This window comes from Yimella sp. cx-51, from assembly GCF_017654605.1.
Taxonomy (GTDB): domain Bacteria; phylum Actinomycetota; class Actinomycetes; order Actinomycetales; family Dermatophilaceae; genus Yimella.
This window is the reverse complement of sequence record NZ_CP072113.1, coordinates 2,632,070-2,648,452: the sequence shown is the minus strand read 5'-3', so window position 1 is coordinate 2,648,452 and position 16,383 is coordinate 2,632,070. Positions and strand designations below refer to the sequence as shown.

The 16,383-nt window shown below is 66.6% G+C and carries 13 protein-coding genes and 1 tRNA gene; 6 read left to right on the top strand and 8 right to left on the bottom strand.

Annotation, left to right across the window (positions count from 1 at the left end; translation table 11 throughout):
* Positions 1 to 178 precede the first annotated feature (178 nt).
* Positions 179 to 1,417 (top strand): hypothetical protein, encoded by a 1,239-nt coding sequence (locus J5M86_RS12635; protein ID WP_188059105.1) that lies wholly within the window; start codon positions 179 to 181, stop codon positions 1,415 to 1,417.
* Positions 1,418 to 1,493: 76 nt separating this feature from the next.
* Here the strand turns inward: J5M86_RS12635 and J5M86_RS12630 are convergent, their stop codons facing one another.
* The 7 genes from J5M86_RS12630 to J5M86_RS12600 form a co-directional block, all read right to left on the bottom strand.
* Positions 1,494 to 1,802 (bottom strand): DUF1330 domain-containing protein, encoded by a 309-nt coding sequence (locus J5M86_RS12630; protein ID WP_188059106.1) that lies wholly within the window; start codon positions 1,800 to 1,802, stop codon positions 1,494 to 1,496.
* 35 nt (positions 1,803 to 1,837) lie between these two features.
* Complete coding sequence (gene treZ, locus J5M86_RS12625) at positions 1,838 to 3,571, bottom strand: malto-oligosyltrehalose trehalohydrolase (RefSeq protein ID WP_188059107.1); 1,734 nt, start codon at positions 3,569 to 3,571, stop codon at positions 1,838 to 1,840.
* 8 nt (positions 3,572 to 3,579) lie between these two features.
* Positions 3,580 to 6,015 (bottom strand): malto-oligosyltrehalose synthase, encoded by a 2,436-nt coding sequence (gene treY, locus J5M86_RS12620; protein ID WP_188059108.1) that lies wholly within the window; start codon positions 6,013 to 6,015, stop codon positions 3,580 to 3,582.
* Between the two features lie 163 nt (positions 6,016 to 6,178).
* Positions 6,179 to 6,388, bottom strand: coding sequence for an antitoxin (locus J5M86_RS12615; protein ID WP_188059109.1), 210 nt, complete (start codon positions 6,386 to 6,388; stop codon positions 6,179 to 6,181).
* Positions 6,389 to 6,590: 202 nt separating this feature from the next.
* Positions 6,591 to 6,666: transfer RNA gene (locus J5M86_RS12610), tRNA-Lys, on the bottom strand.
* A 79-nt stretch (positions 6,667 to 6,745) separates the two neighbouring features.
* Entirely contained in the window at positions 6,746 to 7,798 is a 1,053-nt protein-coding gene (locus J5M86_RS12605; protein WP_188059110.1) for a glycosyltransferase, read from the bottom strand.
* Between the two features lie 8 nt (positions 7,799 to 7,806).
* Positions 7,807 to 8,259 (bottom strand): GtrA family protein, encoded by a 453-nt coding sequence (locus J5M86_RS12600; protein ID WP_244328576.1) that lies wholly within the window; start codon positions 8,257 to 8,259, stop codon positions 7,807 to 7,809.
* Positions 8,260 to 8,332: 73 nt separating this feature from the next.
* On the opposite strand from J5M86_RS12600, the gene rffA reads away from it, so the two are divergent.
* Positions 8,333 to 9,472 (top strand): dTDP-4-amino-4,6-dideoxygalactose transaminase, encoded by a 1,140-nt coding sequence (gene rffA / locus J5M86_RS12595; RefSeq protein ID WP_244328357.1) that lies wholly within the window; start codon positions 8,333 to 8,335, stop codon positions 9,470 to 9,472.
* The gene (locus tag J5M86_RS12590; RefSeq protein WP_188059112.1) at positions 9,469 to 10,293 is read left to right on the top strand and encodes a GNAT family N-acetyltransferase; all 825 of its coding nucleotides are present in this window, start codon (positions 9,469 to 9,471) and stop codon (positions 10,291 to 10,293) included. Before rffA ends, J5M86_RS12590 begins: the two co-directional genes overlap by 4 nt.
* On the opposite strand, the gene J5M86_RS12585 is transcribed toward J5M86_RS12590, so the two are convergent.
* Positions 10,281 to 12,572 carry a hypothetical protein gene (locus tag J5M86_RS12585; protein ID WP_188059113.1) on the bottom strand — a complete coding sequence of 764 codons (2,292 nt, stop codon included), beginning with the start codon at positions 12,570 to 12,572 and terminating at the stop codon, positions 10,281 to 10,283. The two genes, J5M86_RS12590 and J5M86_RS12585, sit on opposite strands and share 13 nt — an antisense overlap.
* Before the next feature lie 235 nt (positions 12,573 to 12,807).
* Here J5M86_RS12585 and J5M86_RS12580 point away from each other — a divergent pair, with 235 nt between their 5' ends.
* The 3 genes from J5M86_RS12580 to J5M86_RS12570 all read left to right on the top strand — a co-directional run bounded on the left by J5M86_RS12580 (position 12,808) and on the right by J5M86_RS12570 (position 16,360).
* Positions 12,808 to 15,357 carry an RNA helicase gene (locus tag J5M86_RS12580; RefSeq protein WP_188059114.1) on the top strand — a complete coding sequence of 850 codons (2,550 nt, stop codon included), beginning with the start codon at positions 12,808 to 12,810 and terminating at the stop codon, positions 15,355 to 15,357.
* A 9-nt stretch (positions 15,358 to 15,366) separates the two neighbouring features.
* Positions 15,367 to 16,002 (top strand): hypothetical protein, encoded by a 636-nt coding sequence (locus tag J5M86_RS12575; protein ID WP_188059115.1) that lies wholly within the window; start codon positions 15,367 to 15,369, stop codon positions 16,000 to 16,002.
* Positions 16,003 to 16,090: 88 nt separating this feature from the next.
* Complete coding sequence (locus tag J5M86_RS12570; RefSeq protein ID WP_188059116.1) at positions 16,091 to 16,360, top strand: hypothetical protein; 270 nt, start codon at positions 16,091 to 16,093, stop codon at positions 16,358 to 16,360.
* Positions 16,361 to 16,383 lie beyond the last annotated feature (23 nt).

Sequence of the window (16,383 nt, the reverse complement as noted above, 5' to 3'; positions counted from 1 at the left end):
GCCGCCCAACTGCGGTCAACCGGCCAGATGAATCGCGGAATGTTCGGCGCGCTCGCGGCGCGGAGAGTTGAGTACGTCCCGCCCGCCTGTGAGGCTGCCCCCGGTGGGCACGAGGAACCAACCGAAGGGCCCTCGCCCGGCGTCGCAGAGACGAGCAATCCACATTCATGAAGGGGTCATGATGCAGATCGGTGTCAAGCGTAGGTCCGTACTGATGACGGGCTTCGCGGCGACCGCGTTGGCCGCGTGCAGCGATGGCAAGGAAGAGTCGAAGCCGAGCGGCTCGAGCGGGGCGTCCGCGGACGGCACGGCGAGTCCGACGAGCAAGGGCGGACCGCCCAGCGTCGACAACCCGCGGCTCATCGGTGACGGATCGACGGCAGACTGCGGCCCGCAGCCGCACCAGCCGAAGCCGGAGAAGCTCAAGCCCGGCCAGAAGCCGCCGCAGTTCGTGGTGATCTCGTGGGACGGCGCTGGCGAGAACGAGAACATGCCGCTCTTCGAGCGTTTTCTGAAGGTCGGCAAGAAGTACAACTGCCCGCAGACGTGGTTCCTCACCGGGCTCTTCATCCTTCCCCACAGCAAGCGGATGCTCTACAAGGGCCCGGGCTTCCAGCGCGGCGCGTCCGACGTCAACTTCCAGAAGGACAACGAGGTCCGCCGCACCATCGAGTTGCTGCGGCAGGCATGGCTGGACGGCCATGAGATCGGAACTCATTACAACGGTCACTTCTGCGGTCCCACCGGGGTGGAGGCATGGTCGGAGGCCGACTGGTTGGACGAGATCAAGCAGGCGAAGGAGTTCGTCCAGAAGTGGAAGACAAACACCGGGTTCACCGACCTGCCGCCGCTGCCCTTCGACTACGAGAAGGAACTCATCGGCGGACGGACGCCGTGCCTGCAGGGAGCCGACAATGCCCGCAAGGCCGGGATGAAGCTGGGCTGGCGTTACGACACCAGTAAGGCCAACATGCAGGTCTGGCCGCGCAAGGACGGCAGCCTGTGGGATCTGTCGCTGCAGTCGATCCCGTTCGCGCACAAGGGCGGGTCGATCCTGTCGATGGACTACAACATCATGGTCAATCAGTCGGGCGGCACCAACGGTGATCCGGCAAAACGACCCTTCTGGCGCAAGCAGGCGGCCGACACCTTCGTGGCGGGCTTCGACCTCGCTTATGACGGCAACCGGGCGCCGCTGATCATCGGTAACCACTTGGAGGGCTGGAACGGCGGCATCTACATGGACGCCGTCGAGGACGCCATCAAGCGCATGGCCGCCAAGCCCGACACCAAGTTCGTCACCTTCCGCCAGCTCTGCGACTGGTTGGACGCGCAGGACCCCAAGATGCTCGAGGCGCTCCGTGGACTGTCGAGCGCTCCGGCGGACGGCTGGGAGAAGTTCGGTCCGGCTGCCTGATCAGCTGGCCGACCACAAGCGATCGGCGTCGTGCCTCGGGGGTGTGACGGCGCCGATCTCCTTGTGCAGCAGGCGATTACTCGCCAGGCTGCGCACCTTCGAAGCCCTCAATGACGATCAGATCCGCCATCGCTCCCGCTTGCCGCAGCTCACGCACCGACGCGTAGTCGGGTGAGTGGTAGCAAGCCAACGCGGCTTGGTACGAGGGGAATTCGAGCACCACGTTGCGATCGCGAGAGTTGCCCTCGACGCACTCGAACGCGCCGCCGCGCACGAGGAAACGTCCACCGAATTTCGCGTAGACCGGTCCGTTCGCTGCGACGTACTGTGCATACGCCTGCGGGTCGTGCACCTCGATGCGACCGATCCAGTAACCCTTTGCCATCTCGCCCTCCAGTTGGCTGCTCTGTGACCGTCAGGTTATGCGGCGTTCGGACCGAGCAAGACGACACCGTCCGGTTCGAGCACCATGTGGCCTCCGGCGTCCATCGACGCCTCGAACGCTGCGAGCACATGCAACGCGTGGTCGACCCGTGCCGGCTCATCGCCGAAGTTGGCGACCATCTCGTGCTCTCCGCGGCGGATCCGCAGGAGGTCGCCGTCGCGTTCGATCGATCCGGACGTCAGGGACGGGTCGCGAAGATCCGGCACGTTGCGCCGCAACGCAATCAACGTGCGATACCAGTCGAGCAGGGCGCGGTGCACGGGCTCCTCGATCTCGTCCCAACGCAGCACGGAGGAGTCGCGCGTGCTGGCCTCCTGCGGGTCGGGCACCTCCTCGCTCCACCCGTGCTCGGCGAACTCCTTGCGGCGCCCCTCGCTGACTGCACGCGCCAGGTCGGGGTCCTCGTGATCGGTGAAGTAGGCCCACTTGGTGGACGCGCCCCACTCCTCGCCCATGAACAGCATGGGTGTGTACGGAGCGGTCAGCATGAGCGCGGCCCCGATCGCCAGGCGTCCGGGGGAGACGAGATGGCTGAGGCGGTCGCCGGTGGCGCGGTTGCCCACCTGGTCATGGGTCTGCAGCGAGGCGACGAAGCGGTCACCAGGGGTGATTTCGCCGTCGACCGGACGTCCGTGATGCCGCCCCCGGAAACTGCTCCACGTGCCGTCGTGGAAGAAGGGCGTGCGGGCGCTCTTGACCAGGGCGTCCGGGTCGGCGAAGTCGGCGTAGTAGCCCTGGGTCTCACCCGTGAGCAGCACATGCCAGGTGTGGTGCAGGTCGTCGGCCCACTGCGCGTGCAGGCCGAGGCCGCCCGTGCCACCGCCGGCCCGGGCAGCGACCGTCGCCGGGTCGTTGCGGTCGGACTCGGCAATCAGCAGCAACGGTCGGTCGAGCACATCGGCGAGCGAATCCGTCTCTGCCGCAAGCTCTTCCAGGAAATGCACGGCGCGATCGTCGATCAGTGCGTGCACGGCATCCAGGCGCAGCGCGTCGAGGTGGAAGTCGCGGAACCACATGAGGGCGTTGTCGATCAGGTAGCGACGCACCTCGTCACTGTTCGGGCCGTCCAGGTTGACCGCCCAGCCCCAGGGCGTGTGGTGGCGGTCGGTGAAGTAGGGGCCGAAGACGGGCAGGTAGTTGCCGCTCGGGCCGAGGTGGTTGTAGACGACGTCGAGTGCGACGCCGAGGCCCTTGGCGTGTGCGGCGTCGACGAAGCGCTGCAGGGCGAGAGGGCCGCCGTACGCCTCGTGCACCGCGAAGAGGTTGACCCCGTCATAGCCCCACCCGCGGGTGCCCGGAAAGGCAGCCACCGGCATGAGTTCGATGAGCGTGATGCCAAGATCGGCGAGGTGATCGAGCCGGTCGATCGCGGCGTCGAGCGTGCCTTCTTCGGTGAAAGTGCCGATGTGCAGCTCGTAGATGACTGCGTCCGACAGCGGCACGCCCCGCCACGCTTCGTCCTGCCAGTCATGGGCGCCGAGATCGACCACCTCCGAGCGTCCGTGCGGGCCGTCGGGCTGCAGGAGCGACCGCGGGTCGGGACGTTCGTCGTTGTCATCGACCCGGTAGGCGTAGCGCGCTCCGGGGGAGGCGTCGACATCGGCGCTCCACCAGCCGTCCTGCTCGGCCTGCATCGGCACGGTCGTGTCGTCGAGGCAGAGTTGGACGTCCTGCTGGGCGGCCGGTGCCCAGATGCGGAAGTTGTTCATCGAAAGTCCTAAGCGGTGGTGAGTCGTTCGAGCAGGGCGACCGGACGGGTCTTGAGCACGTCGGCAAGCGGCAACTGTCCGTCGTGCTCGTACTCGGTGCCGGTGAGCAGATCGGTCCAGGTGCCCGCGGGCAGCTGCACGGTCGCCTCGCCCCAGCCCCCTTCTTCGGCGAGGCGGTGCGGGGTACGGGTGGCGATCGTGGCGACAGCGCTCGGCTGTTCGCGGCGCAGGACGCCTCCGACCAGGCCGGGTTCATGGCTGCGGACGAAGCCGACGACGTGCGGGCTGTCGGCCTCGAGCGGGGTGTAGGTGGCGGACGGGCCGAAGGTGTTCGGCAGGCGGCGCCTTGCCTGCAGGGCGGTGTGCTCGATGAGTTGCTTCTCGACGTCGGCCGACGTGACGGCGTTCGCGACGCTGACGCCATCGATCGCTGCCAGGCTGCTGCTGCGCTCCGGGTAGTCGACCGGGCGCCGGTTGTCGGGGTCGACGAGCGAGAGGTCGACGTACTCGGTGCCCTGGTAGGTGTCGGGCACTCCGGGCAGGGTGAGCTGGATCAGCTTCGCGCCCAAGGTTATTGCCCGGATGGAGCCCGCCAGTTCGCGCTCGGCGCGCTCACTGATCGCGGTGTGCGCCTGGTCGTCGCGCAGCGCTTCGGCGAACTCGATGATCTTCTTCTCGTACGACGGATCACCGTCGACCCAGGCAGTGTGTTCCTTGCCCTCGCGCAGCGCCTTCTCCAGGTAGCCGGTGAGCCGCTCGTCGTCGATGCCGGGCACGCCGAAGAGCGTCTGCCACACCAGGTGGGCGGTCGGGCCGTCGACATCCTCTGCCCGAGCGTGCCGCTGCGCCGACTCCGACAGCTCCTGCCACAGCTCCGGAGCTCCGGCGAGTGCCAGCAGGCGAGCGCGGACGTCCTCACTGCGCTTGGTGTCGTGGGTCGACAGGCCCGTCATCGTGCGCGGCCAGTGTCGCTGCTGGTATTCGGCCCACTGGTGCATCAGGTCGGGGCTCGCCCCGGCAACCAGGGTCGGGTCGGAGCCGACTTCGTTGAGCGCGACCAACCGGTGATAGCGGTAGAAGGTGGTGTCCTCGATGCCCTTGGCCATCACCGGGCCCCAGGTCTGCTGCAGGCGGATCGCGAAATCGGTTGCGGCGTCGTCGTCCTCGGCGAGCACGGTCAGCGGGACGAGGGCTTCGATCTCTTCGCGGAGGTCGGGACGGGCCTGGAGCGCGGCTTCAAATGCCTCACTCAACCGCGCCCGTGCTGTGGGGGAAAGGCGCTGCTCGGGACGCACATACGCGCGGTAGACCTCGCCGCCGACGAGGAGCTCGACGATCGCCTCACGCAGCCGGTCGGGGTCGAGATCGGGGAGCGCCTCGCGGGCCCGTCGGGTGAGCCGGTCGACCTCTGGTGCGAGGGAGTGGGTGACGACGTACCGCTTGGAGTCCTCGACGATCGCGTGGAAGTCGGGGTTGCCGCCGGCCGCGACCCAAGTGGCGTCGAGGACGTCGGCGCTCGCGGAATCGGTGAAAGCGGCCTGCACCACGCGCATCGCGTCGTACCCCGTCGTGCCAGCGCACTGCCAGTTGTCGGGCAGGCGCTCGTCGCCCTCCAAGATCTTCTCCACCCAGATGGGAGTGTCCTTGCGGCACGCAGCAGTGAGCCGCTCGAGGTAGCCGGTGGGGTCTGCCAGGCCGTCCGGGTGGTCGATGCGGAAGCCGTCGATGAGGCCGTCGTGGTGCAGCCGCAGCAGCAGTTCGTGAGTGGCGTCGAAGACGTCCGGCAGTTCGACCCGCACGGCGATGAGGCCGTCGACCTCGAAGAACCGGCGGTAATTAAGCACCTCGTCCTTGTCCCGCCACGAAGCCAGGCGGTAATGCTGTCGGTTGAGCAGCTCGGCCACGTCATCGGTGGTGTCGGTGCCGAGCGACACCGGCCACACGTGGTCGAAATAGCGCAACACCGGCTGCCCGTTCAGCTCGTCGAGGGTGATCTCGCCGGCGTCCAGCACCTCCTCCAGGCTCGACCCGAGCACCGGCAGACCGATTCGCCCGCCGCCGACCTTCCAGTCGATGTCGAACCAGTGCTCGGTCTCGGCGTCGCGGCCATCGCGCAGCACCTGCCACAGCGGGTCGTTGAGATTCTCCGGTGCCACGAAGGCCATGTGGTTGGGGACGACGTCGACCACGACACCCAACCCGTGCTCGTGCGCGACATCGGCCAGCGCCACGAAGCCCACTTCGCCACCGAGCTCAGGGTTGACGTGGGTGTGGTCGACCACGTCGTAGCCGTGCATCGATCCAGGCACCGCAGTCAGGATGGGGGAGAGGTAGAGATGGCTGACACCGAGGTCGGCGAGGTACGGCACCTGCGCTGCGGCGTCGGCGAAGGTGAAACCGGCGTGGAGCTGCAGGCGGTAGGTGCTGGTGAACGGATGAGACATACGCTCATCTTGCCTGTCCGGCCGCGCCATCCGGGCGGTGCGAGCACGCGATCCGCGTCACCTGCCTGGGCATGACGAAAGGCGCGGCACTCTGCGGTGCCGCGCCTTCGCGGTTGTGCGCGATACGTCGCGCGGGCCCGGCTTCACGCCGGGCATCTGGAGCTCACTGCTGGGGCTGGTCGCCACCCTCGCCGTCGAAACGGTCCTTGGCGAATTCCTGGCCTTTGTCGACGTGCTCGGCGTGCTGGCCGCCGGTCTTCTCGTCGACGAAGTCGCCGCCCTTCTCAATGCCCTGGTCGACCTTGTCGCCGTGCTGACCTGCGAGGTCCTTGGCCTTGTCGCCCAGACCGCCCAAGTTGTCACCGATACCCATGAGATAACTCCTTCATAGATTGCGTCGAGTGCGCTACGGGTGCCGCACGAGAACCAGGCAAGCACGAAGATGCAGGTGGTGGTGGTTTGCGGATCGTCGACTTGGGGCGGGTTCACCGAGTGTTCACCGGTGGAAGCGGTCGGTGGACAGGGGCAGGCGCGGTGTTCCCGATCAGAATCACATGATTCGAGAAATCGCCGGTTGGTGGGCCCTCCGGGGCTCGAACCCGGAACCAATGGATTAAAAGTCCACTGCTCTACCGATTGAGCTAAAGGCCCGTGCGCTCGCCGGTCTGGCGGGCAGCGGTCAGCCTACAGATCAGTCAGACCTGGTCGAAATCGGTGTCCGCCGGCACACCTACTCCGAGAAGTTGGGGTGGGAGGGTTCCGAGGCCTTGTCGTAGTGCTGCTGGATCGCCAGGGCCACCTCTCCGGGGCGGCCCCTGACGTGGGAGTCGTCTCCGGCCAACGGAATCTGGACGCGCGGGCCCGCAGTGCCGTCCACTTTCACCACGAACATCGGGCGGTGCATCGAGCGGAAGTGCAAGCGGCCGATGTACTCCCCGAGGATGCCCAGCGACAGCATGATCACGCCGCAGAGGATCGCCAGGAGCGAGACGAGGGTCGTGAATCCGGCGACGGCGATGGCACCGAGCAGGTACTGGACGATGACCACGACCAGCAGAACGGCACCGAGGAACGAGGTCGTCCAACCCAGCCAGGTGACCATTCGCAGGGGGAGCGTGCCGTACCCGGTGATCATGTTCATGGCGTGCCGAATGAGTGCTTTGAGGGTGTAGCCCGAACGCCCCTCGGTCCGCTCGTCCATCTGCACTGGCACCGCAACGGTCGAAGTCGTGGTCCAACTCACCAGGACGTCGAGGGATGCGAACGGATCGCTCACGTCGGTGAAGCCTTCGCGTAGGTCGGTGCGAAACGCGCGGAAGGCACTGACATCCTTTGCGTTCGGTACGCCCGCCATGGCCAGAGCAGCTTTCACCGTTCGCGATGCGAAGGAGCGCGCGAAGCCGTGTTCTTCGTCGCGCGCCACGCCGTACACGAGGTCGATGAACGGGTCATCGAGCGGGGCGAGCAGAGCGGTGAGTTGGTCGGGACGGTGCTGGCGGTCGTCGTCCATCGTGACCGTGATCGGGTAGCGAGCGCGAGAGATGCCTGCCAGCAGGGCGTTGTGCTGACCGAAGTTGCGGCGCAGCAACACCGCGTGCACGATGCCGGGGTGTTCGACCTCCAGTTCGTGCGCGATCACGTAGGTGTCGTCCGGCGAACCGTCGACGACCATGATCACCTCGTAGGCGTCGGCGACCTTCGGTAGTTCGTGGAGAAGATCCCTCACCAGGGGGCGAATGGTCTCGCGGGACCGATAGCAGGGGATGACCACCGAAATCTGCATGATGTGCATTATCGGGTACGCGACCCGGTGGTGCTCGGGCTGTTCGGCTCGATTGGGTCCGTCGGGGCTTGGTGCCGGAACGAGAAGTAGCGGTGTCCGAGGAAAGACCCGACCGCGACCAGCACGATCGCGATCAGTTGTGCCACGAAGGGGTGCACGCCACCGAGCTCGACCAGAGCCGGGGTGAGCACGATTCCTGCGACGGCTCCGCCGGCCCAGACGCTGATGAAGCGGATGAAATCGGTGCCGATCCGACCAGCCGACTCGAACACGATCGTCCGGTAGGCCGGAAATGCAGCGGCGATCGTGAGCACTTGGGCTACGCCGATGGCGAGCATGTAGTGCCACCCGGCGAGCAGTCCGAGGGCGAAGGTGCCGAGGTAGACCACCTGGGTGGTTCCGGCGACGAGGAGGTATCGGACTTCTTTGCGGGCCCAGAGGCGCCGCACGACCGAGGGCATCACGCCCCAAGGGTAGTGCCGACGCCAGAGAGGGTTCAGGGCCAAACTGCTCGTCCTGCGATACGTTCGGTCAGTGGATCGGATCTATTTCTCCCGCCCCTACCTCGCGGGCATGGAATACACCAACATCAACGCCTCGCTCGCGACGACATCATGGCACGGCGATGGTGACTTCACGCGCCGAGCGACCGCCTGGCTGCTCGACCGCACCAAGGCGCAAGGCGCGCTTCTGACCACCTCCTGCACGCACGCACTCGAGCTTGCGGCGATCCTGCTCCACCTCGGTCCGGGAGATGAGGTGATCGTTCCGAGCTTCACCTTCTCAGCGACGGCGACAGCGATCGTCTCCCGCGGCGCGACTCCGGTTTTCGTCGACATCGAGCCCACCACCCTGAACGTCGACCCGGCAGCCGTGGAAGCGGCGGTCACCGAACGCACAAAAGCAGTTTTCGTCGTGCACTACGCAGGGGTCGCGTGTGACCTTGACGCGATCCAGACGATCGCCGACCGGCACCAACTCGCGATCGTCGAGGACAACGCGCACGGCATCGGTGCTTACCTACGCGGTCAGCACTTGGGCACCTTCGGCACCTTCGGGACGCAGAGTTGGCACGACACCAAGAACGTCACCAGCGGCGAAGGCGGCGCTCTGCTGATCAACGACGGCCAGTACCTCGAGCGCGCCGAGATCATCCGGGAAAAGGGAACCAACCGGGCTGTGTTCCTTCGTGGCCAGGTCGACAAGTACACCTGGGTGGACGAAGGGTCGTCCTACCTGCCCAGCGACCTGCTGGCGGCGCTGTTGCTCGCGCAGTTCCAGCGCTTCGAGGAAATTCAGGACCGTCGCCAGTACGTGTGGCACAGCTACGCCGACGGGCTGCCCGCCTGGGCACGCGAGCAAGGGGTGGACCTCATGCACGTGCCTGCGGATCGCGAGCAACCGGCGCACATGTTCTACATCGTGATGCCGACCCACGCAGATCAGGACGGACTCATCTCCCACCTTCGGGAGCAGGAGATTGTCGCGACCTTCCACTACCAGCCGTTGGACAGCGCACCCGCTGGGATCCGCCTGGGACGAACCCCGTCGCCGTGCACCGTGAGCGCCGACCGCTCCGCTCGTCTGGTGCGCCTTCCCTTGCACGCCGGTATGAGCAAGGTCGACACGCACCGCGTGCTGGAGGCTGTGACCTCCTACCGCAGCGCTTCATGAGCTGGGCGGGCCTGGCCGGCAGCGAGGTCGTTGCGTCCGACAGCCCGGCCGAGGGCCGACGCTTCGGAATCTCGGTGGGTCGGGTCATGGTCGGAGATGAGGCGCCCGTGGAGACGGCGAAGCGGGACCTCGCCGCAGCCCTTGCCGCTGCACCGCATGACCTGCTCGTGGTGCGCTGGCCGGCGCACCAGGTGGCTCTGGCTGCCACCGTTGCGGCCACCGGCCGAATTGTGCTGCCGGCGGACGTGCTCACCTACTGGGAGGTCGACGCGCAGGAGTTGGCGACCGCTGATCTGCCCCAGGCCGATTCGCTGCGTGTCGACTCCGGTGACAACCACCAGGCGGCCGGCCGCGAATGGGTGAAGGCAGTCGTCCGAAGCTCTTTCGAGGAATACGGAAACCACTACTCTGCCAACCCGGCGCTCGATCGGCAGCTCGCGCTCGAGGGGTATCTGGAGTGGGCGGTCTCCAGCTTCGAAGCGAAGCCGCAGGATGCGCTCTTCCTGCTCGACGGATCCGACCCGATCGGCGTCGCCACGCTGTCGCAGGACACCGGACGTGGCGATCTGGAAGTGTTGCTCGCCGGTTTGGTGCCCGGAGCGCAGGGCCGAGGTGCGTATTCCTACCTGCTGCGCGCGGTCGGCGTGCAAGCGCTGCAGCGCGGGCTGAGCCGAGTGATCATCTCCACCCAAGCGCACAACGTCCGGGTTCAACGTGCGTGGGTCCGGTCGGGTCTGCGGCCCTTCGCGGCCGTCACGACCGCTCATGCCATCCGTCCCGGGAGCCAGACCGCGCAGGTCGTGCTGGGTCAGCGCAGCTGATAGATCGTGAGGGTGCCGGAGTTGTATGCGGGGTGCGCCAGTCTTGCCAGCGTCGGTGATACCGGACCGGCTTTGGTATCGGCGACCAGCCACTTCACGCCGAGCGACTTCAAAGAGTTCAGGCCGGCTTCTGTCGGAGCGGTGAAGGCGCGTTCGTTTGTTTGGTAGAGAGCCTGGTCGTGGAACGGCTGTCGAGTGGAGCGCAGACCGCCCTCACCTTGCATCGCATGCGCCTGCTTGGTGTAAGCCCACGATTCGATGAGGGCCCGCCGCTGCCCGAACGCCGTCACCCAGAATGCGCGGACGTCGCAATGCGGCACCGTCCGTGTGCCCGAACAGTGCACATTCGTGGCGATGATGTCGTCTCGTGGGGTGTTCTTCGACAACCACCTCAGCGCTTCGTACTCGTTCGTCGTCACCGCGCCCCGAGCGGTGGCCTGGATCTGTCTCGGCTGAACGGAGGGCGCGATGATGAGCGCCGCGTGCGCGACGAGCAGCGCTGCCCCCGCGGCGAGTACAGGACGTACCGCGAGCGGCGGCAGCAGCGCGATCAGCGCCAGGAGAAGGGCAGCCAGAAGCACCAGGCGCTTGGACGGGTAGAGGTGCAAGGCATCGATCAGCCGCGGCACCGTGGCGGCGCTGAGCACAAGGCTTGCGGCAGCCACACCGACAGCTGCCCTGCTGCGCAAGAACCAAGTCGCAGCCACGGCTAGGGCCACAATGAGTAGCACTTCGCCGAGAGATCCGGCGAGATTTGTGGCAACTGCAGCAGCGGCTGGGGGCCTACCAGCGAACCTCGCCGCCACTGTCGCAAGCGCCACGCCGAGGGCACCGCCGACGACGGCCGCACGCATCACCGCATCCGGGGCGAAATGTGTCTTGGCGCGAGCGACGCAGTCGTGCAGACCCCAGATGGCCAGCGCCTGCCAGGCAGCAAGACCACCCATCATGAAGTAGACCTGTGAGCCGCCGTCCTGATCGAGCAGGAGCATCGCCAGCAGTCCGCCCAGGCCGACCCCGAGTAGCAGCCACGCCGCCGCAGCGCCCCGACGCAGCAGGGGCCAGGCCGTCCCGAGCCACGCGTACGACACCACGAAGTGCAGCAGCACGAGCGTCAGCACGATGACTCCCTCGCGGCTACCTGCGAGGCCCGGCATGAGGGTGGCTCCGGAGAGGTCCTCGTTCTTCCCGGTGAACAGCTTCCACGGCTGCGACAGACGCACGCCGGCGAACAACTGCACAGAGACCCCGGCGGCTCCTCCGGCAGCGAAGACCAGCCCGGCGATCACGGTCGCGACTCCGAGGCCGAAGGCCGCGCTCGCTCGGCGCAGTGTGGTGTCGACCGGCCCGATCCACCGGCTGGTGATCGCGCGCAACCACACCAGCCCGCTCCCGGTCAGGATGACCGGCGGGATGGATGCCTTTGCTCCGACCGTGCTCAGGCTCGACCCGACCAGCAGTGCCAGCTGACCACGGCCACGTCGTCCGCCCAGCACATCGAGGAGAAGCACGAGGACGACGAGCAGCCCGATCACTCCGAACAGCTGCGAAGGGCTGTGCAAATTGAGCACGTCCGGGTCGGGCAGGCTGAACCACGAGACACGTATCTGCGTGCCCACTGCCAGAAGAACCGCAGCTCCCGAACCGGCGAGCGCGGATCCGGACAGTCGACGGCTCAGTACGAAAGCGAGTCCGATGGCGAGCAGCCGCATCGGCGGCTCCCAGAGCCGGGCGTACACAAGCACCAGGTCAAGACCGGAAGCCTTGGACATCGTGAACATGTTGGCGTTGGCGAACCAGTGGTACATGAATGGTCCACCGGTGACCTGCGGCACGTCGGGCGGAACGCGTTGTCCCAGTTCGGCGGCGAGCGCAAGCTGCCAGTAGTCGTCCTGGTACCACGCGAACGGACCTGGGGGTAGTTGTGTGCCGGTCGCAAATCCCGTGCCCCACACCAGGATCACCGCCGTTGCTGCGAGCGCCAGCACCCACTGGGCCAACTCCGGTACGCGTCCAAGGGGGGTCCCCGGCAGGAGCGCGGACCGCAGCCGGGGGCTGGCGACGAACGGTGCGATGGCCACCAGCGGCCACGCAATCAGCAGCTGGTTGGCCCCGACGGCGGTGAGCAGTGCCCATACCGGCAGCAGGAGCAGCAGACCGACGGCAGCGCCCATGCTGAGTTGCTCGATCCAATCCTCAGCTCGGCCAAGCAGGACGCGGCGAGCCAACAGTCCAGGAAGGACGATGAGCCAGAGGAAACAGAGGAAGTACCACGCCATCGCCCATGCCGGCGTTTCACTAGCGATCCCGACGATCGTGACGACTGCGATGGTCAGGACCGCGGGAAGAAGCCTTCGGACCACAACGATCTTCCTGCCAGGTGGATGGCCCCGCGCCACCACGTCGTGCCGATGCTAATGCGCCTGCCCCTCGGGCCCGGCATCGACAGACCGGAGGGGAGCTCACTCCGACGCACTGTCGTTGCTTGCGATGGACAGGGGATGATGGGCGGCGATGCCCACACCAGCCACGCTTACTTCCCGCCTCCGCCCCGATGCCGATTCCGACGAACTGTTCGACGTCTTCGCCGGCTGGGCCGGCGAACGCGGTCTGTCGCTCTATCCCCACCAGGAGGAAGCGACGATCGAGATCCTCTCGGGCGCCAATGTCATCCTCGCGACGCCCACCGGATCGGGTAAGTCGATGGTGGCCAACGCCGCCCACTTCATTGCGCTCGCCGATGACCGGGTGAGCTTCTACACCGCACCGATCAAGGCGCTGGTCTCGGAGAAGTTCTTCGCGCTGTGCGAGATCTTCGGAGCCGACAACGTGGGCATGCTGACCGGCGATGCCGCAGTCAACGCAGACGCGCCGATCATCTGCTGCACCGCCGAAATCCTCGCCAATATCGCTCTGCGCGAAGGAAATTCGGCAGACGTGGGCATGGTGATCATGGACGAGTTCCACTTCTACTCCGAGCCCGAACGCGGGTGGGCCTGGCAGGTGCCGCTGCTGGAACTGCCGCAGGCGCAGTTCGTGCTGATGTCGGCCACGTTGGGAGATGTCACCTTCTTCGCCGACGACCTCACCGCGCGCACCGGTCGACCGACAGCCGTCGTTGCCGGAGCGGAGCGGCCGGTGCCGCTGTCGTTCCAGTGGGCCATGACTCCGTTGCACGAAACCCTCGAAGAACTGCTCACCACCCATCAGGCGCCGGTGTACGTCGTCCACTTCACCCAGGCGGCGGCCCTGGAACGGGCGCAGTCGCTGATGTCGCTGAAGATCCTCAGCGCGGACGAGCGGGCCCAGATCGGCGAATTCATTGCCGGGTTCCGGTTCTCGGCCGGCTTCGGCAAGACCCTCAACCGGCTGATCCGGCACGGCATCGGGGTGCACCACGCCGGGATGTTGCCGAAGTACCGCCGCCTGGTCGAAACACTCGCCCAGAAGGGGCTGCTGAAGGTCATCTGCGGCACCGACACCCTCGGTGTCGGGATCAACGTCCCGATCCGCACCGTCGTCTTCACCGGGCTGACGAAGTTCGACGGCACTCGGCAGCGGCTGCTCAAAGCACGGGAGTTCCATCAGATCGCCGGACGTGCGGGACGCGCCGGGTTCGACTCCAGCGGTTCGGTGGTGGTGCAGGCGCCTGATCACCTCATCGAGAACGCCCGGGCGCTCGCCAAGGCCGGCGATGACCCGAAGAAGCTGCGCAAGGTGCAGCGCAAGAAGCCGCCGGAGGGCTTCGTCAACTACAGCGAGGAGACCTTCGAAAAACTCGTCGCGGCAGCCCCCGAAGCCTTGCAGTCGCGGATGCAGGTCAGCCACGCGATGATCCTCAATGTCGTTGCCCGCGAAGGCGATCCGTACGTCGCCATGCGCCGGTTGCTGCGAGAGAACCACGAGGACGAGCGTCGGCAACGACGCCTGTCGAAGAAGGCCATCACTCTCTACCGCGAACTGCTCACTGCGGGCGTGGTGCGCCGGCTGGACGAACCCTTGGCTGACGGTCGCACTGTGGAACTGGTGGCCGATCTGCATGACGGCTTCGCGCTGAACCAGCCCCTGTCGCCCTTTGCACTCGCGGTGCTCGACATCCTCGACGAGGAGTCGCCCACCTACGTCCTGGACGTCGTGTCGGTCATCGAAGCCATCCTCGAGGACCCGTTCCCGGTGCTTCGCGCCCAGCAGTTCAAGGCTCGCGGCGAAGCGGTGGCGTCGATGAAGGCCGACGGGATCGAGTACGAGGAACGGATGGAACTGCTGGAGGAGGTCACTTGGCCCAAGCCGCTGGAGGAGCTGCTCACGGCGGCGTTCGAGACCTATCGCAGTAACCAGCCGTGGGTGCCGGAGCAGGCGCTCTCGCCCAAATCGGTCGTCCGCGAGATGTACGAAAACGCTTGGAGCTTCGGCGAACTCGTCCGCTACTACGAACTGGCACGCTCCGAGGGTGTGGTGCTGCGCTACCTCACCGATGTCTACCGCACGCTGCGACAGACGGTGCCCGAGGCGCGCAAGACCGACGACCTGGACGACCTCGTCGAGTGGCTGGGGGAGAGCATTCGACAGACCGACTCCAGCCTGCTCGACGAGTGGGAGGCGTTGGTCAACCCCGCCGAGCACCTGGCCGCCGACGTCATCCCGGTGGGGCCTCGCGCGGTGACCCGCAACGAGCGGGCCTTCCGGGTGCAGATCCGCAATGCGATGTTCCGCCGCGGGCAACTCGCCGCCGTCCGCCGCGTCGATCAACTCGCCGCGCTCGACCGCGCGGCCGCCGAGGCGACCGATCCGCCGACCCAGATCGTCATGGACGAAGCGGCATGGGCTGACGACCTCGCGCACTACTTCGACGACCATGACCAGATTCGGCTCGATGGTGACGCCCGGGGCCCGCACCTGCTGAAGATCGAGCGCGACGCCGACATGTGGCGGGTGCGGCAGGTGCTGCTCGACCCAGCAGGAGATCTCGACTGGGGAATCGACGCCGAAGTGCCACTCGCAGCTTCGGACGAAGCCGGCGAACCGGTGATCGTCGTCCTCGGTCTCAACCGGATGGACGCGTAGCCTGGAACGATGCCCGATCAACCGCATCGCTTCCACCGTCCGCAGCAGATGCCGCCGGAGCAGATCGCGCTCTACGGGGACACCGTTGACCCGGCACAGGTCAGTCAGATCGCACACGAAACAGCAGCCATCCTGGTGCGTACCGGGCGAGCGAGCGATGATCCTGAGCTCACCACGAAACTGGTGAATCTCGTTGAGGAGCTTGGTCTTTCGACGGTCGCCGAACTCTGGTCGCGGCAACCGGCGGTCAGTCTGCCCGGTGCTCTGTGGCGCCTGTACGCCCTACGGGAATGGATCCGACGTGACCCGGTGGGCGTGTCGGTCGACTACAGCGAAGGACGCAGAAGGGCCGATGTGCTCGCTGCCGTCGCCGGCTCGGCCGAGCCGCCCTCGCCGGACGCCATGCGCGCACTCGGTGACGCCATCCTCACCGGCGTCTACGACGGCGAACTCGACACCGCACTGGATCGTGCAGCCGCTTTCTGCCAGGTGGTCTCCACCGGGCGGGCCCACCGCGCCGACCTCAGCGACGGCCACGACGAGGACGGCGCACGCAGTCAGACAGTCTCCGCATCGGCACTGCGAACGACGGCGGTCGACCTCGCCCGATCGGCGGCGGCGTGGCGGGCAGGCAAGCTCGACTGAGGCGAGCGACCATCCGGTGAGGATGATGTCGCTCACATCGAGACTTGAACGCTTGTCCTGCTTGTGAGTAGGGGGATACGGTTCCCGCGTGGCCAGGTCAAACGAGAAGCGCGTCCCGATCCGACTTCGGTTGACCCCGCCGATCGGCGATACCAAGAAGGCCACCGTCGAGGTCAAGCAAAGTCACCTCACCGAGGACGTCGGCAGTTTCACTTTCGGTCTCTGTCAGAGCTGCGATTGGCGAGGCCCCGGGCGGCGTTCTCGCGAGAAGGCCCGCGACGACGTGAAGGACCATCAGCAGCTCTGTCCCGACAAGGGCCGGACGGTCGTGGCCGAGGGACGCGTCCGCAAATCCTGACTCCGAGCGGCGCGGGAACAATC